The 19,829-nt window shown below is 59.8% G+C and carries 22 protein-coding genes and 1 tRNA gene; 13 read left to right on the top strand and 10 right to left on the bottom strand.

Annotated elements, in window-relative coordinates; translation table 11 throughout:
* Positions 1 to 39: 39 nt before the first annotated feature.
* Positions 40 to 816: an SDR family oxidoreductase gene (locus N6G83_RS13250; protein WP_004940195.1), complete on the bottom strand. Its 777-nt coding sequence runs from the start codon at positions 814 to 816 to the stop codon at positions 40 to 42.
* Positions 817 to 842: 26 nt separating this feature from the next.
* Positions 843 to 1,481, bottom strand: coding sequence for a multifunctional acyl-CoA thioesterase I/protease I/lysophospholipase L1 (tesA, locus tag N6G83_RS13245; RefSeq protein ID WP_162472522.1), 639 nt, complete (start codon positions 1,479 to 1,481; stop codon positions 843 to 845).
* Between tesA and ybbA the strand changes: the two genes are divergently transcribed.
* The 3 genes from ybbA to N6G83_RS13230 all read left to right on the top strand — a co-directional run bounded on the left by ybbA (position 1,452) and on the right by N6G83_RS13230 (position 6,331).
* On the top strand, positions 1,452 to 2,138 hold the full coding sequence (gene ybbA / locus N6G83_RS13240) for a putative ABC transporter ATP-binding protein YbbA (RefSeq protein ID WP_025301812.1): 687 nt from the start codon (positions 1,452 to 1,454) through the stop codon (positions 2,136 to 2,138). The genes tesA and ybbA overlap by 30 nt on opposite strands.
* A complete protein-coding gene (gene ybbP, locus N6G83_RS13235; protein ID WP_260515465.1) occupies positions 2,135 to 4,567 on the top strand; it encodes a putative ABC transporter permease subunit YbbP in 2,433 nt (810 codons plus the stop codon). Before ybbA ends, ybbP begins: the two co-directional genes overlap by 4 nt.
* Positions 4,568 to 4,924: 357 nt before the next feature.
* Complete coding sequence (locus tag N6G83_RS13230; RefSeq protein WP_043135713.1) at positions 4,925 to 6,331, top strand: sugar porter family MFS transporter; 1,407 nt, start codon at positions 4,925 to 4,927, stop codon at positions 6,329 to 6,331.
* A gap of 63 nt (positions 6,332 to 6,394) precedes the next feature.
* Here N6G83_RS13230 and purK read toward each other — a convergent pair whose 3' ends face one another.
* The 4 genes from purK to ppiB all read right to left on the bottom strand — a co-directional run bounded on the left by purK (position 6,395) and on the right by ppiB (position 9,360).
* Entirely contained in the window at positions 6,395 to 7,462 is a 1,068-nt protein-coding gene (gene purK, locus N6G83_RS13225; protein WP_004940189.1) for a 5-(carboxyamino)imidazole ribonucleotide synthase, read from the bottom strand.
* Positions 7,459 to 7,983, bottom strand: a complete 525-nt coding sequence (purE, locus tag N6G83_RS13220; RefSeq protein WP_025301815.1) for a 5-(carboxyamino)imidazole ribonucleotide mutase — start codon at positions 7,981 to 7,983, stop codon at positions 7,459 to 7,461. The genes purK and purE overlap by 4 nt, the downstream gene beginning before the upstream one ends.
* 149 nt (positions 7,984 to 8,132) lie before the next feature.
* Positions 8,133 to 8,855 (bottom strand): UDP-2,3-diacylglucosamine diphosphatase, encoded by a 723-nt coding sequence (locus tag N6G83_RS13215; RefSeq protein WP_016928801.1) that lies wholly within the window; start codon positions 8,853 to 8,855, stop codon positions 8,133 to 8,135.
* Between the two features lie 10 nt (positions 8,856 to 8,865).
* Entirely contained in the window at positions 8,866 to 9,360 is a 495-nt protein-coding gene (ppiB, locus tag N6G83_RS13210; RefSeq protein ID WP_025301816.1) for a peptidylprolyl isomerase B, read from the bottom strand.
* A 308-nt stretch (positions 9,361 to 9,668) separates the two neighbouring features.
* Between ppiB and cysS the strand changes: the two genes are divergently transcribed.
* The gene (cysS, locus tag N6G83_RS13205; protein WP_260515462.1) at positions 9,669 to 11,054 is read left to right on the top strand and encodes a cysteine--tRNA ligase; all 1,386 of its coding nucleotides are present in this window, start codon (positions 9,669 to 9,671) and stop codon (positions 11,052 to 11,054) included.
* 61 nt (positions 11,055 to 11,115) lie between these two features.
* Here cysS and ybcJ read toward each other — a convergent pair whose 3' ends face one another.
* Positions 11,116 to 11,328 carry a ribosome-associated protein YbcJ gene (ybcJ, locus tag N6G83_RS13200; RefSeq protein WP_033637394.1) on the bottom strand — a complete coding sequence of 71 codons (213 nt, stop codon included), beginning with the start codon at positions 11,326 to 11,328 and terminating at the stop codon, positions 11,116 to 11,118.
* Between the two features lie 10 nt (positions 11,329 to 11,338).
* The gene (folD, locus tag N6G83_RS13195) at positions 11,339 to 12,205 is read right to left on the bottom strand and encodes a bifunctional methylenetetrahydrofolate dehydrogenase/methenyltetrahydrofolate cyclohydrolase FolD (RefSeq protein WP_193402534.1); all 867 of its coding nucleotides are present in this window, start codon (positions 12,203 to 12,205) and stop codon (positions 11,339 to 11,341) included.
* A gap of 205 nt (positions 12,206 to 12,410) precedes the next feature.
* Here folD and N6G83_RS13190 point away from each other — a divergent pair, with 205 nt between their 5' ends.
* The 8 genes from N6G83_RS13190 to N6G83_RS13155 all read left to right on the top strand — a co-directional run bounded on the left by N6G83_RS13190 (position 12,411) and on the right by N6G83_RS13155 (position 18,414).
* Complete coding sequence (locus N6G83_RS13190; protein ID WP_025301819.1) at positions 12,411 to 12,620, top strand: hypothetical protein; 210 nt, start codon at positions 12,411 to 12,413, stop codon at positions 12,618 to 12,620.
* Positions 12,617 to 12,913 (top strand): hypothetical protein, encoded by a 297-nt coding sequence (locus N6G83_RS13185; RefSeq protein WP_043135724.1) that lies wholly within the window; start codon positions 12,617 to 12,619, stop codon positions 12,911 to 12,913. The genes N6G83_RS13190 and N6G83_RS13185 overlap by 4 nt, the downstream gene beginning before the upstream one ends.
* A 96-nt stretch (positions 12,914 to 13,009) precedes the next feature.
* Positions 13,010 to 13,086, top strand: a tRNA-Arg gene (locus N6G83_RS13180).
* A gap of 133 nt (positions 13,087 to 13,219) precedes the next feature.
* Positions 13,220 to 13,546 (top strand): gamma-glutamylcyclotransferase, encoded by a 327-nt coding sequence (locus tag N6G83_RS13175; RefSeq protein ID WP_025301820.1) that lies wholly within the window; start codon positions 13,220 to 13,222, stop codon positions 13,544 to 13,546.
* 109 nt (positions 13,547 to 13,655) lie between these two features.
* On the top strand, positions 13,656 to 13,799 hold the full coding sequence (locus N6G83_RS13170) for a hypothetical protein (RefSeq protein ID WP_016928795.1): 144 nt from the start codon (positions 13,656 to 13,658) through the stop codon (positions 13,797 to 13,799).
* 125 nt (positions 13,800 to 13,924) lie between these two features.
* Positions 13,925 to 15,457 (top strand): glycosyltransferase family 39 protein, encoded by a 1,533-nt coding sequence (locus tag N6G83_RS13165; RefSeq protein ID WP_260515458.1) that lies wholly within the window; start codon positions 13,925 to 13,927, stop codon positions 15,455 to 15,457.
* Positions 15,458 to 15,783: 326 nt separating this feature from the next.
* The gene (locus tag N6G83_RS13160) at positions 15,784 to 16,335 is read left to right on the top strand and encodes a flavodoxin family protein (protein WP_004940045.1); all 552 of its coding nucleotides are present in this window, start codon (positions 15,784 to 15,786) and stop codon (positions 16,333 to 16,335) included.
* Between the two features lie 630 nt (positions 16,336 to 16,965).
* Positions 16,966 to 18,414 carry a GGDEF domain-containing protein gene (locus N6G83_RS13155; RefSeq protein ID WP_038628979.1) on the top strand — a complete coding sequence of 483 codons (1,449 nt, stop codon included), beginning with the start codon at positions 16,966 to 16,968 and terminating at the stop codon, positions 18,412 to 18,414.
* A 6-nt stretch (positions 18,415 to 18,420) separates the two neighbouring features.
* On the opposite strand, the gene N6G83_RS13150 is transcribed toward N6G83_RS13155, so the two are convergent.
* Together N6G83_RS13150 and N6G83_RS13145 are read right to left on the bottom strand one after the other, a co-directional pair.
* A complete protein-coding gene (locus tag N6G83_RS13150) occupies positions 18,421 to 18,582 on the bottom strand; it encodes a YnfU family zinc-binding protein (RefSeq protein ID WP_015376921.1) in 162 nt (53 codons plus the stop codon).
* A gap of 81 nt (positions 18,583 to 18,663) precedes the next feature.
* Positions 18,664 to 19,143, bottom strand: a complete 480-nt coding sequence (locus tag N6G83_RS13145) for a cold-shock protein (RefSeq protein WP_025301823.1) — start codon at positions 19,141 to 19,143, stop codon at positions 18,664 to 18,666.
* Positions 19,144 to 19,309: 166 nt separating this feature from the next.
* Between N6G83_RS13145 and N6G83_RS13140 the strand changes: the two genes are divergently transcribed.
* Positions 19,310 to 19,819, top strand: a complete 510-nt coding sequence (locus N6G83_RS13140) for a VOC family protein (protein ID WP_049295154.1) — start codon at positions 19,310 to 19,312, stop codon at positions 19,817 to 19,819.
* The last annotated feature ends 10 nt before the right edge of the window (positions 19,820 to 19,829 follow it).

The following is a 19,829-nucleotide window of genomic DNA, read 5'->3' as shown; positions in this document are numbered from 1 at the left end:
ATGGGGGCGCGCCGCCATTCTTCAACCCCGGCGGGCGAATTAAGCGTTGCTGCGCAGCAGCCAATCCAGACAGCGGCCCGGCAAAATGCGGCGCAGCACGCTCATGGCGTGCGCCAGCAGGGTCACCGGGTAGCGCAATTTGGCGCGCGGGCTTTCCAGCGCGTGGCGCAATTTGGGCAGAATGGCCTCCGGCGGCAGCGTCAGGCGCTTGGCGATGCCGGGATTGTGCACCGGCTTGTCGCTCTGCGCCTGGTTGACGTTCTGGCTAAAGTGGGTGGAGATCGGCCCCGGTTCGATCAGGCTGACCTGAATGCCGCTGCCGTGCAGCTCCATGCGCAGCGCGTCCGACCAGGCTTCCAGCGCGAACTTGCTGGCGGCGTAGGCGCCGCGCCCGGCGCTGGAAACCAGGCCCATCACCGAACTGGTCTGAATAATGCGCCCTTCGCCGTGCGGCAACATCGCGGGTAACAACAGTTGGGTCAGTTGGTGGGTGCCGAACAGGTTGGTGGCGAACTGCCGCTCCAGCTGGCTGCGCGAAATGCGGCTGAGCGGGCCGTAAACGCCGAAACCGCCGTTATTGAACAGGCCGTACAGGCGGCCGTCGGTCAGCGCGATCACCTCGGCGGCGGCGCGCTCGACGCTGGCGCTGTCGTCCAGATCCAGCTCGATGCCTTCCAGCCCGAGCTGGCGCATGTTTTCCACGTCCTGCGGTTTGCGGCAGGCAGCCAGCACCCGGTAGCCGCGGTTGCGCAGATCCTGCGCCGCAATCAAGCCTATCCCGCTGGAACAGCCGGTTATCAATACCGCTTTTTGCATAACTTTACCTAGTGTACGACCCTAATTTAGTGAGACTCATGCTTTACTAGAGGCTCCAGGCGCTCCGCCATCCAGGTGGCGATAAACGGCTGGGCGTCCCCATTGGGGTGCAATCCGTCATCCTGCATCCATTCCGGCTTCACCACCACCTGTTCCATATAGAACGGCAGCAGCGGAATGTTGAACTGCTTGGCCAGCGCCGGGTAGACGGCGCCGAACGCTTCAGTATAGCGGCGGCCGTAGTTCGGCGGGATGCGGATCTGCATCAGCAGCGGCTGCGCGCCGGCCTGCTGCACCAACGTGATGATTTGGCCGAGATCGCGCTGTACGTCCTGCGCCGGGAAGCCGCGCAGGCCGTCGTTGGCGCCCAGCTCGATCAGCACCCAGCGCGGCTGATGCTGTTTCAGCAGCGCAGGCAGACGCGCCAGCCCCTGCGCGGCGGTGTCGCCGCTGATGCTGGCGTTGACCAGCTGCGGCGCGCCCGGTTTTTTCTGCCACTGTTCGGCCAACAGCGTCGGCCACGCCCGCTCGATCGGCAGGCGGTAGCCGGCGCTTAAACTGTCGCCCAAAATCAACAAGGTATCGGCGGCGGCAGCGCGTAAACTGAATAATCCCAACAGCAAAAGGAAGGGAAGATGCCAGCGGAAAACGTTCTTGAAGTTCATCATCTTAGTAAACACGTTGGTCAGGGTGAGCATCAGCTCACCATCCTTACCGGAGTCGAGCTGCTTGTCAAACCCGCGCAGACGATCGCTCTGATCGGCGAATCCGGATCGGGGAAATCGACCTTGCTGGGCATTTTGGCCGGGCTGGATGACGGCAGCGAAGGCGAGGTGCGCTTGCTCGGCGAGTCGCTGACCGCGCTGGACGAAGAGGGGCGCGCCGCGCTGCGCGCCAGGAATGTCGGCTTCGTGTTTCAGTCGTTCATGCTGGTGCCGACGCTGAACGCGCTGGAGAACGTGCAGCTGCCGGCGCTGTTGCGCGGCGAGAGCGACAGACAGAGCCGCGAGCAGGCGGTGCAACTGCTCGATCAGTTGGGGCTGGGGAAACGGCTCGATCACCTGCCGGCGCAGCTGTCCGGCGGCGAGCAGCAGCGCGTGGCGCTGGCGCGCGCCTTCAGCGGCCGACCGCGGGTGCTGTTCGCCGATGAACCGACCGGCAACCTCGATCGTCAGACCGGCGATCGCATCGCCGACCTGCTGTTTTCCCTCAACCGCGATTTTGACACTACCCTGATCCTGGTGACCCATGACGAAACCCTGGCGGCGCGCTGCCAGCGGCGGCTGCGGCTGCGTGAAGGCAAGCTGTGGGAGGAAGCATGATCTGGCGCTGGTTCTGGCGCGAATGGCGCTCGCCGTCGCTGCTGATCGTTTGGTTGGCGTTGACGCTCTCCGTGGCCTGCGTGCTGGCGCTGGGCAGCATCAGCGATCGCATGGACAAAGGGCTCAGCCAGCAGAGCCGTGACTTTATCGCCGGCGATCGGGTGTTGCGCAGCGCGCATCCGGTGCCGGAAGGCTGGCTGCTGGACGCGCAGCAACAGGGGCTGAAGGTGAGTCGTCAGCTGTCGTTCACCACCATGACCTATGCCGGCGATCGGCCGCAGCTGGCGGACGTGAAAGCCACCGATCTGGCCTATCCGCTGTACGGCAAGCTGGAAACTCGCCCGGCCAACATCCAGCCCGAACCGGGCAGCGTGCTGGTGGCGCCGCGTTTGCTGGCGCTGCTGAACGTGAAAGTGGGGGATTCGCTCGAGGTGGGCGACACCACGCTGCGCATCGCCGGTGAAATCATTCAGGAGCCGGACGCCGGTTTCAATCCGTTCCAGACCGCGCCGCGCATCATGATCAACCTGGCGGACGTCGATAAGACCGGCGCAGTGCAGCCGGGTAGCCGGCTGACCTACCGCTACATGTTCGCCGGCGTCGAGCCGGATATTCAGCGTTACGAAGCGCGGTTGACGCCGCAGTTGACGCCGGATCAGCGCTGGTTCGGGCTACAGGAGTCCGGCAGCGCGCTCGGCAAGTCGCTGCAGCGCTCCCAACAGTTCCTGCTGCTGTCGGCTCTGCTGACGCTGCTGTTGTCGATCGCCGCTGTGGCGGTGGCGATGAGCCACTATTGCCGCAGCCGCTACGATCTGATTGCGGTGCTGAAAACTCTTGGTGCCGGGCGCGGCGCGCTGCGTAAATTGATCGTCGGCCAGTGGCTGGCGGTGATGGCGCTGGCGGCGGTGTGCGGCGGGGCGATCGGGCTGGCGTTCGAAGCGCTGCTGATTCGCCTGCTGAAACCGGTGTTGCCGGCTGCATTGCCCGCCGCCGGCGCCTGGCCGTGGCTGTGGGCGCTCGGCGCGCTGGTGCTGATTTCGCTGCTGGTCGGGTTGCGGCCGTATCGCCAGCTGCTGGCTACCCAGCCGCTGCGGGTGCTGCGCCGCGATGTGGTGGCCAACGTCTGGCCGCTGCGCTACTTTCTGCCGGTGACGGTGGCGATCGTGGTGGCGCTGTTGGTGACGCTGATGGGGGCCAGCACGCTGCTGTGGGCGATCCTGGCGGGTATGGCGGTACTGGCGCTGCTGCTGGGCGGCATCGGCTGGGGCAGCCTGCTGCTGCTGCGCCGCATCACGCTCAAGAGCCTGGCGCTGCGGCTGGCGGTCAACCGCCTGCTGCATCAGCCGTGGGTAACCATCAGCCAGCTGGCGGCGTTCTCGCTGTCGTTCATGCTGCTGGCGCTGCTGTTGGTGCTGCGCGGCGATCTGCTCGAACGCTGGCAGCAACAGCTGCCGCCGGACAGCCCGAACTATTTCCTGCTCAACATGACCGAGGCGCAGGTGCCGCAGGTGAAAACCTTCCTGCAGCAGCACCAGATCAAACCGGAAACCTATTACCCGATCGTCCGGGTGCGCCTGACCGAGATAAACCAGCAGGTGGCGACCGAACGGGTGCATGAAGACGATCCGGGCGGCGAGGCGGTGAACCGTGAGCTGAACCTGACCTGGCTGGCCGAACTGCCGGATCACAATCCGTTGGTGGCGGGCAATTGGCCGCCGAAAAGCGGCGAAGTCTCGATGGATGAAGGTATCGCCGGGCGGCTGAAGATCACGCTGGGCGACACGCTGACCTTCAGCGGCGATACCCAGGCGTTCAGCGCCAAAGTCACCAGCCTGCGCCAGGTGGATTGGGAAAGCCTGAAGCCGAACTTTTACTTTATCTTCCCGCCGGGCGCGCTGGACGGCCAGCCGCAGACCTGGCTCACCAGCTTCCGCTACGACGGCGACGGCCAGATGCTGACCCAGCTCAACCGCCAGTTCCCAACGCTCAGCCTGCTGGACATCGGCGCGATCCTGAAACAGGTCGGCGGCGTGCTGCAACAGGTCAGCCGCGCGCTGGAGGTGATGGTGGTTCTGGTGGTGCTGTGCGGCGGCCTACTGCTGCTGGCACAGGTGCAGGTCGGCATGCGTCAGCGCCGCCAGGAGCTGGTGGTGTACCGCACGCTGGGGGCCGGCAAACGGCTGCTGCGCCGCACGCTGTGGTGCGAGTTCGCCCTGCTGGGGCTGGTGGCGGGCATCGCGGCGGCGGTAGGCGCCGAGGCGGCGCTGTGGCTGCTGCAGAGCCGGGTGTTTGACTTCCCGTGGACGCCGACGCCGGTGCTGTGGTGGGCGCTGCCGCTGGCCAGCGCGCTGCTGCTGTCGCTGTGCGGCGGCTGGCTGGGCGTGCGCCTGCTGCGCGGCCGGGCGCTGTTCCGCAGTTATGAGGGTTGATCTTGCTGTCGCAGGTCCGTTGCCGCCAAGCGTGGCCGGGCCTGCCGTTTTTCTTGGGCGCGTTACTGGTGCTATTCCTCTTCATGCCTACCTTGAGTGAAATCGATTACATTTATGTTGTGTCAATACGGCTACCTTTGATAATCGGTGCAACGGATATCAGGTTGGTTTCGCCTATTTTATGCATTAATTTATAGGGTTATGCATAAATTAAGCGACTTTATCCACCTTGAAAAACAGCATATCCATTTTTAATGGAATGTAACCGTTTTCACTAATGTGATCGCACTCACTTATCTTCGACGCATTGCCTCCTATCATGTCGCACACTGATGACCGTTTTCTCCTGGAGGCTGTATGAGCGATACCGTCAAAGTGACACCGGCGGAGAAAAGCCCGACTCATGTCGGCATGACTTTTTTCGTCTGTTTTTTAGCCGCCTTGGCCGGCCTGCTGTTCGGTCTTGATATCGGCGTGATCGCCGGCGCCCTGCCGTTTATTACCGAGACTTTTCAGATCACCAGCTCTCAGCAGGAGTGGGTGGTCAGCTCAATGATGTTTGGCGCCGCCGTCGGCGCTATCGGCAGCGGCTGGATGAACTTCCGGCTGGGGCGCAAATACAGTTTGATGATCGGCGCTATCCTCTTCGTAGCGGGATCGCTGTGTTCTGCGTTCGCCCCCAACGTGGAGGTGTTGATCGTTTCACGTATTCTGCTGGGATTGGCGGTGGGGATCGCTTCTTATACCGCGCCGATTTATCTTTCTGAAATCGCGCCGGAGAAAATCCGCGGCAGCATGATCTCGATGTATCAATTGATGATCACCATCGGCATTCTGGCCGCTTACCTGTCTGATACGGCATTCAGCTATACCGGTGCTTGGCGCTGGATGTTGGGCGTCATCACCATCCCGGCCGGGCTGTTGTTGGTCGGCGTGTTCTTTTTACCTGACAGCCCGCGGTGGTTGGCCTCGCGCAATCGTCATGAGCAGGCGCGTCAGGTGTTGGAGAAGCTGCGCGACAGCAGTGCCCAGGCGCAGTATGAACTGAATGAAATTCGTGAAAGCCTCAAACTGAAGCAAAGCGGTTGGGCGTTGTTCAAAGGCAATAAAAATTTCCGCCGCGCGGTTTTCCTTGGCATTCTTCTTCAGGTGATGCAGCAGTTCACCGGGATGAACGTCACCATGTATTACGCGCCGAAAATTTTCGGTCTGGCGGGCTTCGCCAGTACGGAACAGCAGATGTGGGGCACGGTGATCGTCGGTCTGGTCAACGTGCTGGCCACCTTTATCGCTATTGGGCTGGTAGACCGCTGGGGCCGCAAGCCCACTTTGATCCTTGGGTTTATCGTGATGGCCGTCGGCATGGGGGCGCTGGGAACCATGATGAACATCGGCATGAACTCGGCGGCGGAGCAATATTTCGCCATCGTCATGCTGCTGATGTTTATCGTCGGCTTTGCCATGAGCGCCGGCCCGCTGATTTGGGTGCTGTGCTCAGAGATCCAGCCATTGAAAGGCCGCGATTTCGGCATCACCTGTTCCACCGCCACTAACTGGATCGCCAATATGATCGTGGGGGCGACATTCCTGACCATGCTGAATTCGTTGGGTAGCGCTCACACCTTTTGGGTCTATGCGGGGCTTAACGTGCTGTTTGTTTTCATCACGCTGGCGCTGATCCCGGAAACGAAAAATATTTCTCTGGAACATATTGAACGCAATCTGATGGCCGGCAAACCGTTGCGTAACATCGGCTCGCGTTGATCTTTGCGGCAAAAAAAAGGTTCAGCCTGGGCTGAACCTTCTTCTTTTCGGCGGTATAAACCGTTAAGCCAGCTTCTGCTGTGCCCAGGCCAGCCCGCTTTGGTATTCACCCGGCAGCAGCGGTGCCAGCGCCTGCAGCGCCTGGCGCAGATCGGCGGCGCTCGGGTCGTTCAGATTGAGGTGGCCGACCTTGCGGCCCGGGCGCACCTCTTTCTCATACCAGTGCAGATGCACCAGCGGCAGCGACAGCCACTGTTCGTTGACGGCGGTGCCGATCAGGTTGACCATCACCGACGGCGTGCTCACCACCGGCTGCGGCAGCGGCAGGCCGAGAATCGCGCGCAGGTGCAATTCGAACTGGCTGATGGACGCGCCGTTTTGCGTCCAGTGGCCGCTGTTGTGCACGCGCGGCGCCAGTTCGTTGATCAGCAGCCGATCGCCGACGATAAAGCACTCCATCGCCATCACGCCGACGTAGTTCAGCTCGTTCAGGATCGCCGCCAGCATCTGCTCGGCCTGTTGCTGCAGTGCCGGGTTGGGCTGCGGCAGCGCCACGCTGGTGCGCAGGATGCCGTCTTCATGCAGGTTGTGGGTCAGCGGGTAGAATACCGAACGGCCGTCGTGGCCGCGCGCGCCCACCAGCGACACTTCGCCGGAGAAATTGATGCCTTGCTCGACGATGCACTCGCCATAGGCGTCGGCCGGCAGTTCGGCTTCCTGGCCCGGGCGCAAGCGCCATTGGCCGCGGCCGTCATAGCCGCCGACCCGGCGTTTGACGATCGCCAGCTCGCCCAGCGCAGCGAACACCTGCGGCCATTCGGCGGCGCTCGCCAGCAGCTGCCACGGCGCGGTCGCCAGGCCGAGCTGGTCGAGCAGCTGTTTTTGCGTCAGGCGATCCGCCAGACGCGGGAAGATGTCACGGTTGACGAAGGCGCTGTGGGTCGCCAGCTCGCGCGTCAGCGCGGTTTCTGGCCAGCGTTCGATCTCGGCGGTAATGACGCTGTTCTGATACGGCACCGCTTCAGGTTCGGCATCGATGCCGACAGGGTAGACGGCGATGCCCAGCGGTTCGCCGGCCTGGCGCAGCATGCGCCCCAGTTGACCGTTGCCCAGTACGCAAACCGGCTTCATGCGTCCTCCCGCGGATCGGGGTGGTTCAAGACGTCTTCGGTCTGCGCCTGACGCCAGTCCGCCAAACGCTGCGCCAGCGCGGCGTCGTGCAGCGCCAGGATCTGCATCGCCAGCAGCCCGGCGTTGGCGGCGCCGGCTTTGCCGATCGCCAGCGTGCCCACCGGAATGCCGCGCGGCATCTGTACGATGGAGTACAGGCTGTCTACGCCGCTCAGCGCGGCGCTTTGCACCGGCACACCCAGCACCGGCACCAGGGTTTTCGCCGCCAGCATGCCCGGCAGGTGCGCCGCACCGCCGGCGCCGGCGATGATCACGTCAAAGCCGTTGGCGGCAGCCTGCTCGGCGAAGCTGAACAGCTTGTCCGGCGTGCGGTGAGCGGAAACGACTTCGACATGGAAGGGGACATCGAGCTGGGTCAGGACTTCGGCGGCGAACTGCATGGTGGCCCAGTCACTTTTCGATCCCATTACAATTGCGATTTTAGCCCCGGTAGTGGCGGCTGAAGCGGCGTTGGCTCCCATGGGTGTAAGGCTCCTGTGATTTTTCTGGCGTCGGCTGAGGGCCGAATGAGGGCGTAGAGCATACCATGAGCGCACGGCGAGGAAAACGGTTGCGTCGCCGGTTTTCACCGTCGAAAGCGCGAATTTTTACTCGCGCGCCAGTGCGGAATTCAGAATGGGAATGAGATCAGCTCGACGGCGTCGGCGCTGACTTTGATCATCGATCCTTCGACGTGCCAGGCACCCAGCACCGCGCGATGGGCTTCGCCGTTGCTCAATGCCAGCCGATGCACCGCCGGGCGATGGGTATGGCCGTGGATCATCCAGTGCACGTCGTGGCGCAGCATGGTTTGCTCGACCGCCTGCGGGTTGACGTCCATGATGGCGTCCGACTTGTACTGGTTGGATTGCTGGCTGCGGGCGCGCATCTTGGCGGCGATCTTCAGTCGCCAGCGCAGCGGCATCGCGAGGAACAGTTTTTGAATCAGCGGGTTGTGCACTTTACGGCGGAATTGCTGATAGGCTTGATCGTCAGTGCACAGGGTGTCGCCGTGCAGGATCAGGATCCTGCGGCCGTACAGCTCCAGCACTTTTTCTTCCGGCAGCAGCTGCATGCCGCTGGCGCGGGCGAAGCGTTTGCCGAGCAGAAAATCGCGGTTGCCGTGGATGAAATAGCAGGGCACACCGGCCTGTTGCAGCGCTTTCAGCGCCGCGGCGATCTCCGCGTGCAGCGGCTCGGGATCGTCGTCGCCGATCCAGGCTTCAAACAGGTCGCCGAGGATGTACAGCGCGTCGGCGTGCATCGCTTCGCGCCGTAAAAAACGCAGAAAACCGGCAGTGATTGCCGGTTCCTGTGCGCACAAGTGCAGATCTGCGATGAACAGCGTACTCATGCAGCCGCGATTACTCGCTGACGGTCACGCTATTGATCACGACGTCTTCTACCGGTACGTCCTGGTGCATGCCGCTGCGGCCGGTTTTCACGCCTTTGATCTTGTTGACCACGTCCATGCCTTCAACCACTTCTGCAAACACGCAGTAGCCCCAACCTTGCGCGTTTTCGCCGCGGAAGTTCAGGAAGTCGTTGTCAGCCACGTTGATGAAGAACTGTGCGGTGGCGGAGTGCGGATCGTTGGTACGTGCCATTGCCAGGGTGCCGATGGTGTTTTTCAGACCGTTGTTGGCTTCGTTCTTGATAGTCGCGTTGGTCGCTTTCTGGTTCATGCCCGGCTCGAAACCGCCGCCCTGGATCATGAAGCCGTTGATCACACGGTGGAAGATGGTGTTGTCGTAGAAACCGGCGCGGCAGTAGTTCAGGAAGTTTTCAACGGTAACCGGCGCTTTGTCAGCAAAGGTCTTGATAACGATATCGCCGTGATTGGTGTGGAAAGTAACCATAGTTTTAATCCTAACAAGGTGAAGTGAGACGTCACGTAAAGCGAGTGAACATTCAGACCGCCCTTATAACATATCCGCCCTAGCGAGTCAGCAGCGGCTCAACCGCGCACTGTCTGTGGTAATTGTGTTTATGTTATATTATAACAATTGCGCTGACCGCCGAATTTTGCGCGTTTTCTTCGCGTGAAGCCAGCAAAGCATGGCCTTAACCTTGCAATAGATCAGGCTTCAGGTTTCAATACGCTACCGGGCGGAAACCTGAAGCCCGGTTATCTTTTTTGTTATCACGCACACCACGGAATCTCCCGATGCTAAAGATTTTTAATACCCTGAGTCGTCAAAAAGAGGAATTCAAACCCATTCATGCCGGGAAAGTGGGCATGTACGTGTGCGGGGTAACCATTTATGACCTGTGTCACATCGGCCACGGTCGTACCTTTGTCGCTTTCGACGTGGTGGCGCGTTACCTGCGCTATCTCGGCTATTCGCTGAACTACGTGCGCAACGTCACCGACGTGGACGACAAAATCATCCGCCGCGCGGCGGAAAATCATGAGACCTGCGACCAGCTGACCGAACGCATGCTGGCGGAAATGCACGCCGACTTCGACGCGCTGCTGATCGATCGTCCGGATCAAGAGCCGCGCGCGACCCAGCATATCGCCGAGATCATCGAGATCACGCAGCGCCTGATCGATCGCGATCACGCCTATGTGGCCAGCAACGGCGACGTGATGTTCTCCATCGACAGCGATCCGCAATACGGGCTGTTGTCGCGCCAGGATCTGGATCAGCTGCAGGCCGGCGCGCGCGTGGAAATCGACGACGTGAAGCGCAACCCGATGGACTTCGTGCTGTGGAAAATGTCCAAGCCGGGCGAGCCGAGCTGGCAGTCGCCGTGGGGGCCGGGCCGTCCGGGCTGGCATATCGAATGCTCCGCCATGAACTGCAAACAGCTGGGCACCCACTTCGACATCCACGGCGGCGGTTCCGATCTGATGTTCCCGCACCACGAGAACGAGATCGCGCAGTCGAGCTGCGCCCACGACGGCCCGTACGTCAATTACTGGATGCACTCCGGCATGGTGATGATCGACAAAGAGAAGATGTCCAAATCGCTGGATAACTTCTTCACCATCCGCGACGTGCTCGGCCATTACGATGCGGAAACGGTGCGTTACTTCCTGATGTCCGGCCACTATCGCAGCCAGCTGAACTACAGCGAAGAGAACCTCAAGCAGGCGCGCACCGCGCTGGAGCGCCTCTATACCGCGCTGCGCGGCACCGATGCCGACGCCGCACCGGCCGGCGGCGAAGCGTTCGAAGCCCGTTTCCGCGAAGCGATGGACGACGACTTCAATACCCCGGAAGCCTACTCGGCGCTGTTCGATCTGGCGCGCGAGGTTAACCGCCTCAAGGGTGAAGACATGGCGGCGGCCAACGGCATGGCGGCGGAACTGCGCAAGCTGGCGAAAGTGCTCGGCCTGCTGCAGCAGGAGCCGGAGCAGTTCCTGCAAGGGGGCGCTCAGGTTGATGACGACGAAGTAGCGGAGATTGAAGCGCTGATCAAACAGCGTAACGAAGCGCGTGCCGCCAAAGACTGGGCGCTGGCGGATGCCGCTCGCGATCGGTTGAACGAGATGAACATCGTGCTGGAAGACGGCCCGCAGGGCACCACCTGGCGCCGTAAATAATCCGGCCGCAGGGAAAAACAAAAAAGGCGCTGAATTCAGCGCCTTTTTCTATGGCTGCGGGTTAGGGTTTAACCATGACCTTGCCGCCGTTGAACTCCACGACCTGATCGGCGACGATCTTGCAGCGCTTGCGGGTTTCGACCTTGCCGTCGACTTTCACCTGCCCTTCAGCGATCACTTCTTTGGCGGCGCCGCCGCTTTCACACCAGCCCTGGAACTTCAGCAGATCGCACAGTTCGACGTGGGGATGATTGTCCAGATTGAAAATTTCCATACTGCCTTACTTATTTAGGTTGAACGTCGTGATATTCCTCGCAGGCCTGCAAGGTATTTTGGATCAGTGTAGCAACGGTCATCGGGCCAACGCCACCCGGCACCGGGGTGATGTAGGCGGCGCGCTCGCTGGCGGCGTCGAAATCGACGTCGCCCACCACTTTACCGCTTTCCAAGCGGTTGATGCCGACGTCCACCACGATGGCGCCCAGTTTGATCCAGTCGCCCGGAATGAAGCCCGGTTTGCCGACCGCCACCACCAGCAGATCGGCGTTTTCGACGTGATGACGCAGATTCTTGGTGAAGCGGTGGGTGACGGTGGTGGTGCAGCCGGCCAGCAGCAGCTCCATGCTCATCGGGCGGCCGACGATGTTGGACGCGCCGACCACCACGGCATTCAGGCCGTAGGTATCGATGTTATAACGCTCCAGCAGGGTAACGATGCCGCGCGGCGTGCACGGGCGCAGCTTAGGCGCGCGCTGGCACAGGCGGCCGACGTTGTACGGGTGGAAGCCGTCGACGTCTTTGTCCGGGTGGATGCGTTCCAGCACCTTGACGTTATCGATGCCGGCCGGCAGCGGCAGCTGCACCAGAATGCCGTCGATTTCTGCGTCGGCGTTCAGCTGGTCGATCAACGCCAGCAGCTCGGCTTCACTGGTGGCAGCGGGCAGGTCGTAGGAGCGGGAAAGGAAGCCGACTTCATCGCAGGCGCGGCGCTTGCTGGCGACGTAAATTTGCGAAGCCGGATTCTCGCCGACCAACACAACCGCCAGCCCTGGGGCGCGCTTGCCGGCCGCCAGACGTTGTTTCACTTGCTCAGCCACTTCGTTTCTAACCTGCTGCGCAATCGTTTTACCATCAATAATCTTTGCTGACATCAGTGTGGAAATCCATCAATTAAGAAAAGCGGGGATGCCGCTATTCTGGCAGAAGCTGAGCGCGCTGTCAGGCGCAGAATCACCCTCGCCGCCGTTGCCGACGGCGATTTACGCTTTTTTTATATCGGCCTCAGGATCCTCTACGCCATTTTTACCTGCATTTGCATACGCTGGGGCCATACACAGGGCGAAAGAGGGCAGGATCATGAGAGCGATAACCCGGCTTTATCCGTTGCATCATCAACCTGATCAGCAACCGGCGGAGCCTAAACACGTAGGGGAGACGGTGTTCGATTCTTCACGGCATCCGGCGGGCAGTGCGCAACTCACCGCGCTGCATCAGCTCGGCCAGCACCAGGCAGCGCCGTCGTGGCGGGCGCGCCTGAGCGCGCTGTGGCGGAAGCTGTGCGCATGAACGGCAGCGCATGGGGAGGTTGCGCGCTATTGCTGGCTTGGGCGCCGTGGAGCCAGGCATCCTTAAACAGCGCACGCCCTGACTCCGCATTGGGGGAAAGGGGGGAAGCGACCTGCAATATGCAGGTGGTTGAGCATGCCGATTGGGGGGATATTGCCGCAGTGGTACAGTCTACGCGCCTTTGTCTGCGGCGGGGCGGTGGGCGGCAAGAGGCTGAGCGCACACCAGGCGATACCGCGGTCGGCCTGGCGCACCGTAACATAGCGCGGGCGCTGGCGGAAAAAACGCCATAAAGCGCCGTCGCCGCCGTAACGTCATGAAAAGGCATTGACTCGCTAACCTCTGACCGTATAATCGCAACCCGCAACCACAGGTTGCCGCATCTCAATGCGCCCTTAGCTCAGTTGGATAGAGCAACGGCCTTCTAAGCCGTAGGTCATAGGTTCGAATCCTATAGGGCGTGCCATTACTTCCTTGATTTTCTTCCCCCCGACTTGTTCCCTCAAAAATTCGACTGCGTAATCCATACTCTCGTTGGCTCGCCATTGAGCGCCATGCTATGTTCGTTCGCTAACTTTTAGTCAGTGGCAGAGAGCAACATGCAAAGCTTATTCGTTTACGGCACCCTGGGGCCGGGCAGACCCAACGCGCACATTATGGAAGCCATCGGCGGCAGCTGGGAAGAAGGCAGCGTCGGCGGATCGCTGCTTAACGAAGGCTGGGGCGCCGAGATGGGCTACCCAGGCATCGTGTTGGATAACAGCGGCAATCGCGTGAACGGTTTTCTGTTCCGTTCAGCTAATCTCGTCAACCACTGGCCGACTATCGATGCGTTCGAAGGTGAGGGGTATGAACGGGTGGCGGTCAGCGTCTCCACCGCCGGCGGCGAAACCGTCGATTCGTTTATCTACATGTTGAAGAAATGAGATGAAGCCGCCTCGCCGAGTGAGTGCGAGGCGCTTGACCCGCCGGCAATTGAACTTTCGTTTATTTTGCCGCGCTACAATAGGCGAAAATTTCCCCATGGAGCCTATCGTGCGCAAATCCAGATTCCTGCTCGTGACCTTGCTGTGCCTGTGCGCCGCCGCCGTGCTGTACGTCATGGCTTACCGGGCGTTGGGGCATTACCTCAGCGACGGGGAGAAAGCCTACCCGGATATCAGCGTTGAAATCCGCTGAGGGCCGTGCGGCGCCGCGGTGATTGCACCGACTTTTTCGCACTGATTTACCCGCCATTTACCCGCCGTCGGCAATGATGACGCTGCGTCTCCACACGGTGTGGTTCTCTTGGGCGGAATGCCGTTATGTCACTGCAGCAGGTATCGAATGTTTCTTTGAGCAACAACGGCTTAAAGGGCATCGGTTACAAACATTACGCGTTGGCGATCGTGGCGTTTTCGGCGATCGTGCGATTTATTTCCTTATCAGATCGGTATTTTTGGTGCGATGAAGCCTCCAGCGTACTGACCAGCCGCTATGACGTGGGCGCTTTGCTGTACCACGCTTCTTTCGATGTTCACCCGCCGCTTTATTACCTGTTGCTGCATGGCTGGATGGCGCTGTTTGGCGACGGCATCATGGCGGCCCGCTCGCTGAGCCTGGTGTTCGGCGTGATGACGGTGGCGCTGGCGATGCGTTTTACCCGTTGGTTGACCAATGAGCGGGCGGCGCTGATAGCGGGGTGGCTGATGGCAATCATGCCGATGGCGGTGCGTTACAGCCAGGAGGCGCGCATGTACGCGCTGATGGGGATGCTGGCGATCGCCGCCGCCATGGTGCTGGCGAAATGGCTGAAAACACCGGATAACCGCCGCTATCTGGCGCTGTATGCGCTGTTGATGACGCTGAGCTTTTATACCCACTACTTCACGATTTTTACGCTGATCGCTCACTGGCTGGTGCTGCTGGCGCTGTCGTGCCGCCGCGAAGGCGTACGTTACATCAAGCAGCCGGCGTGGTGGCTGGCCAATGTGGCGATCGGGGTGGCCTACATTCCCTGGCTGCTGGTGCTGTTCAATCTGCTGGCGCATATCGCCGAGCTGCGGGTCGGCGGCGACGTCGGTTGGATCCCTCAGGTTTCCTGGGGCGATCTGCCGGCGATGTATTGGCGTTTTCTCACTGGGCATGATGGCAGCAATTATCCGACGGTCATTCTCTGGCTGCTGCCGGCGATGTTTATCGCCTTATGTTCATTGCTACTGTGGCGGCGGGAGACGCCGAGAACATTCTCGCTGCTGCTGCTCGGCGGCATTCTGATCCCGGTGACGTTGGTATTCGCCATTTCCTGGCGCTCGCCGCTGTTTGTCGATCGCTATCTCTACTCGGCTGCGCTCGGCATTCCGCTGGTGTTGGGCGTGCTGATCGCCGGCACGAAAAGCCGGGTGCGCGGGATTTCTTTGCTGCTGTTCTTCAGTTTGCTGTTCGGCTGCGGCGTGCGTAACGATTACCCGGTCGAGAAAGATGAGTTCAAAGTGATGGTGCACTACATCAACAGTCTCTATCAGCCTAACGATGCGGTGGTGGTCAGCAACATGTTCAACTACCTGAGCTATGTGTATTACAACAAGCAGGGCTATCGCGCCCTGTTGTATACCCCGGCCAGGCCCAACGGCATTTCGGGCAAGCCCAATGCCTATGGTTTCGGCACCTTTTTCCACGATCGGGCGGCGCAGACTTACGTCGATAATCTCAGCACGTTAGCGAAAGGCCATCGCCGGGTCTGGCTGGTCAGCGGCGGCGATTTCAATCAGGACTTCGGCCGTTCGCCGCCCGAGTGGGTCAATACCGGCACCTTCAAGAGCGGCGGCTTTGAGTCGCGCCTGTTCGTGGTGCGTTGAGCAAAATGTCATATTTCCCATTCGGCGTTACATCTGGCCGAGCAAACTTACGCGGGGATGACAGTTCTATACATTGGGATTGGTACTGTAGCTCTACCCGATGATGTTGTGTGTTATCCATTCCCTGTAGTGTATTACCCCATCCCTGTTAAGTTTATCCCGCCTTGTGCGGGATTTTTTTTATCTGCGCATACCCGGCGGTGCGTAGCGCGATTTTTTTGAATAACACCGTCAGTTTTATTCGGTATTCAGCCGCTGCGCGCTTGATTAGATTGAACGCGAGAGGGGCGCCGTCGGCGCCTTTGTGCAATGAGTGGAGAATTTCTATGGCGAAGACAGTAGTGGTGTTTCATTCCGGCTACGGCCATACCGAGCGTTTGGCGAAAGTCGTGGCGGAAGGTGCGGGGGCGGAACTGATCGCCATCGATCAGAACGGTGACATCAGCGACGAAGCCTGGCAGACGTTGGATGAGGCGGACGCCATCATCTTTGGCTCGCCGACCTATATGGGCGGCCCGTCCTGGCAGTTCAAGAAATTCGCCGACGCGAGCTCCAAAGCCTGGTTCGGCCGCAAGTGGCAGGACAAAGTGTTCGGCGGCTTTACCAACAGCGCCAGCCTGAACGGCGACAAGCAGGTCACGTTGATCGCGCTGCAGACGCTGGCTTCGCAACATGGCGGCCTGTGGGTCAGTCTGGGGCTGCTGCCGGCCAACACCAAATCGGCGCAGCGTACCGACGTCAATAACCTGGGCGGTTCGGTGGGGCTGCTGGTGCAGACCCCGGCGGATGCCGGCGTGGATGAGATGCTGTCGGGCGATCTGGCGACCGCCAAGCTCTATGGCCAGCGCGTAGCGGGCTTTGCCGCCAAACTGGCGTAAGGCCTTACCGTGTAGATGGGGTGGCGGTGCGGTTGAACGGATGCCGCGTTCATTTTCTCTGCACAATTGGCGTGTAGGCTGCGAAATGTTATTAGCCTGCTTGGGCTAACACTGCATTTCGTACAAATATTCCCGGTTCCTAGGCCGGGTTTTTTGTTGCTAAGGTCTGCTTAAGCTTTCACCGCTATACTGCGTGGCAACACGGGCATGCAAGGCATGGCCGTGTTGTAACTGTCGATTTGCTGTTGTTCAAGCAAGCCCGCTTCATGCGGGCTTTTTTTGGGTTGTTATTGCACGGGCGGCCCAGTTGCAGGAAAATAATCGCGCAGTTATTCAAACATCATTCAACGACCAATAACCACAAGCTTATTAATGTAATTGACGCCGTCGGCGACCTATTACGCTATGCGCTATGCTGACAGCAGAGTAGCCATTATTTGCTGACGCTACGCGGGTGTGCCCGCCGCAGCCGAACGGGGCTAAGAAAAGTCTGTTAATTAAATGTTAACGTTTTTTATTATTGATTTGTCTGGCTTTTTTGGTTGAAATCCGGGTTGACTATCCCTCACTGGCCGGGCGAGAGAGTATGCACATTATTATTCTGGTTATTAGCAAAATATGGGCAAGGCGATGAACGCCAGAATAAACGCCAGGCATGGCCTGCCGCTAACGGTTCAGCTGATCAATCTTTTCATGCTGGCTTTTTTGCTTTCCCTGGTGGGTATTCTTAGCCGGCCGATTGGCTCGCTTTCCTTATTTTGGCCGGTGAATGCGATTCTGCTCGGTCTGCTGCTGCGCAAACCCATTTACGGCACGCCGCTCGGCTGGCTTACCACCTATCTGGGCATGGTCGCCGCCGATCTCAGCACCGGCGAAGGTTGGTCTCTGGCGCTGTGGCTGAACGCCTGCAACATGTCGCTGATCGCCGTCGGTTACGGCATCATGCTGATGCTGCCACAATCTCAACGGCGCATGGGCAAGCCCCAGGCGATACTCTATATGTTCAGCGCCAGTTTGGCCGGCGCGGCGGTGGCGTCGACGCTGTCGGTGCTGCGTAATGATAGCCTCTATAACAACACGGTGGTGATCGCCTGGCTGGCTTGGTTCAGTGAGCAATTCTCGACGACCTTGCTGCTGTTGCCGGTGCTGATGGCGGCGCCGCGGCTGAAGCAACTGCTGCGCATGCAGGTGCGTTGGCGCCTGAAAGGCTGCCTGCCGCTACTGGCGTTGCTGCTGTCGCTGGCGTTCAGCGTCTATATCGGCGGGCCGGGCGCCATCGCCTTCCCGATCCCGGCGCTGCTGTGGTGCGCGGTACGCTACCCGCTGTTCCCCGTGACGTTGCTGACGCTGTTGACCGGCATGACCGAGATCAGCAGCATTTCTGCCAACCTGGTGCTTTATGAAACGCCGAACAACCACAACGCCTTCCTCGATACCCTGATGTCCGCCCGATTGGGCATCGCCATGCTGGTGATGGGGCCGCTGATCCTCGCCAGCTCCATCGCCGCCAACCGCAAGCTGATGCGACGTCTGGAGCACAGTGCCAACCACGATTTTCTGACCGGGGTGCTGGCGCGCAGCGCGATGACCCGCAAAGCGGGCGAGTTGCTGGAGCATAAACACCGTTCCAAAGAGGCGGTGTCGCTGCTGCTGATCGACATTGATCATTTCAAGCAGATCAACGATACGCACGGTCACAGCGCCGGCGATCAGGTTTTGGCGTCGTTCGCGCACATCGTGCGGCGCGAGCTGCGTCACGATCAGCTGTTCGGCCGCTTGGGCGGGGAAGAGTTTGCTATCATGCTGCCGCGCGCGCTGGCGGCGCAGGGCGTGGCGCTGGGGGAACATTTGCGCCGGCTGGTGGAGCAGACGGAGCTGCAGGCGGAAGGCAAGCAGACGTTGAAAATCACCATCAGCGTCGGCGTCGCCAGCCTGGCGATGAATGAGGTGAAATCGTTGGAACAGCTGATGAATATGGCGGATATCGCGCTGTATCGCGCCAAATCGCAGGGGCGTAATCGGGTGGAGTCGTTCAACGTGATCAACGGCAACAGCGTCGAGCATATCCTGTTCCGTTAACCGTTTTCAGCCTTGCCTGGGCTCGAAGCGGGTTTCGCAATTAGGGCAAATCAGTATCACATCTTGCAGCATTGCTGCGCATTTTTGCCGGGTAACATAGCCGCATTTAGGGCAGACGATTTGGGTGGAGCGGTTGATAAAACCTTTGACGCTGCTGGAATCGGACATATCAATAGCCTGTGTCAGGTGAAAACTCACGCTAACACAGGCAACGACAAATTTCGTTGGTTATTTTCCGTACGCAGATACTTACAGGCTTTTCAGCGCCTTGATGGTTTCATCCATATCGATCTCGTGCTCGGAGAAGGTATGGGTGGTGTTCTGGAAGGTGGTAATGGTCAGCATGCGCAGCGTTTGCATGGTCTGCGCCTGATCTTCGGACTGTGGGCGAATGCGGTTCATCAGCAGGCCGACCGACAGCACGGTGTTCTCTTTATCCACGTCGGCTTTGACCGGCACTTCCTTGGTGAAGGTATTAAAAGACTTGATGCTGGTGATCTTGATTCTTTCATTGGCGATGATGATGTATTTGCTGGGCGCCAACACTTTTACCGCATAAGCCGACGGGCCTTTGGTGTTGTTGGTTGGCTCGAAGGTGACCGCCGCGTTTTTCTTAATCAGCTCCGGGTTCTGCACTTTAATCACGTGAAAATAACGATTTTCTCCGTTCTCGTCGGTAATAAAGCCGAAGCCTTTGTCTTCAAAAAAAGTCGTTATCTTGCCATTCATCGCTATTCTCACAAAAGGGTTCAATACAGCGCTTATGATAGCGCGGAATGCCTTGCAGCGACAGATTGCGCGGGCGGCATTTAGTCATGCGATAACGGCATTTAGCGGCTTCCTGGCCACATGCTATGTTCATGCTGACTTCATTCAATGCGAAAAAGGAATATCGATGGGCATCAAACGTCTCAATCACGCCGTGCTGTATGTCAGCGATGTGCGGCAGAGCGCCGACTTTTATCATCAGGTCTTGGGCTTCAAGCTGAAGCCGTCCGACAGCCCCGATCGCGCGGTATTTACCCAGGCCGCCGATTCGGAAAACGATCACGATTTGGCGCTGTTCAGCAAGAATCTGGGCCAGCAGCGCGCCGGGGTGTTTCGCGCCAACAACGAGCCGCCGGCGGAGCATGAGCCACCGGCCGGGCTGTACCATCTGGCCTGGGAAGTGGACAGTCTGGAAGAGCTGGAGCGCATTCGTCACCAGTTGGCCGAACGCGGTATTCTCGGGCTGGAAGAGGATCATGGCGTGCACAAAAGCATTTATGGTCACGATCCGGACGGGCTGCTGTTCGAGGTGACCTGGTTTATTCCCCCGGCGCTGTTGACCGACGAGGACAAAAACCAGCAGGGGATCCGCCCGCTGGATTTTGCCGCCGAAAAACGGCGTTTCGCCGGCCGGTAAGCGGCTCGGG

Source organism: Serratia sp. PL7 (assembly GCF_945957435.1).
Note: the sequence above shows the minus strand (reverse complement) of the source record. Positions and strands in the feature narration are given on the sequence as shown.

What these genes read in the sequence shown, in the direction of transcription:
- N6G83_RS13250 (WP_004940195.1), bottom strand. Translation starts at nt 816, where the DNA reads ATGCAAAAAGCGGTATTGATAACCGGCTGTTCCAGCGGGATAGGCTTG.
- ybbA (WP_025301812.1), top strand. Translation starts at nt 1,452, where the DNA reads ATGCCAGCGGAAAACGTTCTTGAAGTTCATCATCTTAGTAAACACGTT.
- tesA (WP_162472522.1), bottom strand. Translation starts at nt 1,481, where the DNA reads ATGAACTTCAAGAACGTTTTCCGCTGGCATCTTCCCTTCCTTTTGCTG.
- ybbP (WP_260515465.1), top strand. Translation starts at nt 2,135, where the DNA reads ATGATCTGGCGCTGGTTCTGGCGCGAATGGCGCTCGCCGTCGCTGCTG.
- N6G83_RS13230 (WP_043135713.1), top strand. Translation starts at nt 4,925, where the DNA reads ATGAGCGATACCGTCAAAGTGACACCGGCGGAGAAAAGCCCGACTCAT.
- purK (WP_004940189.1), bottom strand. Translation starts at nt 7,462, where the DNA reads ATGAAGCCGGTTTGCGTACTGGGCAACGGTCAACTGGGGCGCATGCTG.
- purE (WP_025301815.1), bottom strand. Translation starts at nt 7,983, where the DNA reads ATGGGAGCCAACGCCGCTTCAGCCGCCACTACCGGGGCTAAAATCGCA.
- N6G83_RS13215 (WP_016928801.1), bottom strand. Translation starts at nt 8,855, where the DNA reads ATGAGTACGCTGTTCATCGCAGATCTGCACTTGTGCGCACAGGAACCG.
- ppiB (WP_025301816.1), bottom strand. Translation starts at nt 9,360, where the DNA reads ATGGTTACTTTCCACACCAATCACGGCGATATCGTTATCAAGACCTTT.
- cysS (WP_260515462.1), top strand. Translation starts at nt 9,669, where the DNA reads ATGCTAAAGATTTTTAATACCCTGAGTCGTCAAAAAGAGGAATTCAAA.
- ybcJ (WP_033637394.1), bottom strand. Translation starts at nt 11,328, where the DNA reads ATGGAAATTTTCAATCTGGACAATCATCCCCACGTCGAACTGTGCGAT.
- folD (WP_193402534.1), bottom strand. Translation starts at nt 12,205, where the DNA reads ATGTCAGCAAAGATTATTGATGGTAAAACGATTGCGCAGCAGGTTAGA.
- N6G83_RS13190 (WP_025301819.1), top strand. Translation starts at nt 12,411, where the DNA reads ATGAGAGCGATAACCCGGCTTTATCCGTTGCATCATCAACCTGATCAG.
- N6G83_RS13185 (WP_043135724.1), top strand. Translation starts at nt 12,617, where the DNA reads ATGAACGGCAGCGCATGGGGAGGTTGCGCGCTATTGCTGGCTTGGGCG.
- N6G83_RS13175 (WP_025301820.1), top strand. Translation starts at nt 13,220, where the DNA reads ATGCAAAGCTTATTCGTTTACGGCACCCTGGGGCCGGGCAGACCCAAC.
- N6G83_RS13165 (WP_260515458.1), top strand. Translation starts at nt 13,925, where the DNA reads ATGTCACTGCAGCAGGTATCGAATGTTTCTTTGAGCAACAACGGCTTA.
- N6G83_RS13160 (WP_004940045.1), top strand. Translation starts at nt 15,784, where the DNA reads ATGGCGAAGACAGTAGTGGTGTTTCATTCCGGCTACGGCCATACCGAG.
- N6G83_RS13155 (WP_038628979.1), top strand. Translation starts at nt 16,966, where the DNA reads ATGAACGCCAGAATAAACGCCAGGCATGGCCTGCCGCTAACGGTTCAG.
- N6G83_RS13150 (WP_015376921.1), bottom strand. Translation starts at nt 18,582, where the DNA reads ATGTCCGATTCCAGCAGCGTCAAAGGTTTTATCAACCGCTCCACCCAA.
- N6G83_RS13145 (WP_025301823.1), bottom strand. Translation starts at nt 19,143, where the DNA reads ATGAATGGCAAGATAACGACTTTTTTTGAAGACAAAGGCTTCGGCTTT.
- N6G83_RS13140 (WP_049295154.1), top strand. Translation starts at nt 19,310, where the DNA reads ATGGGCATCAAACGTCTCAATCACGCCGTGCTGTATGTCAGCGATGTG.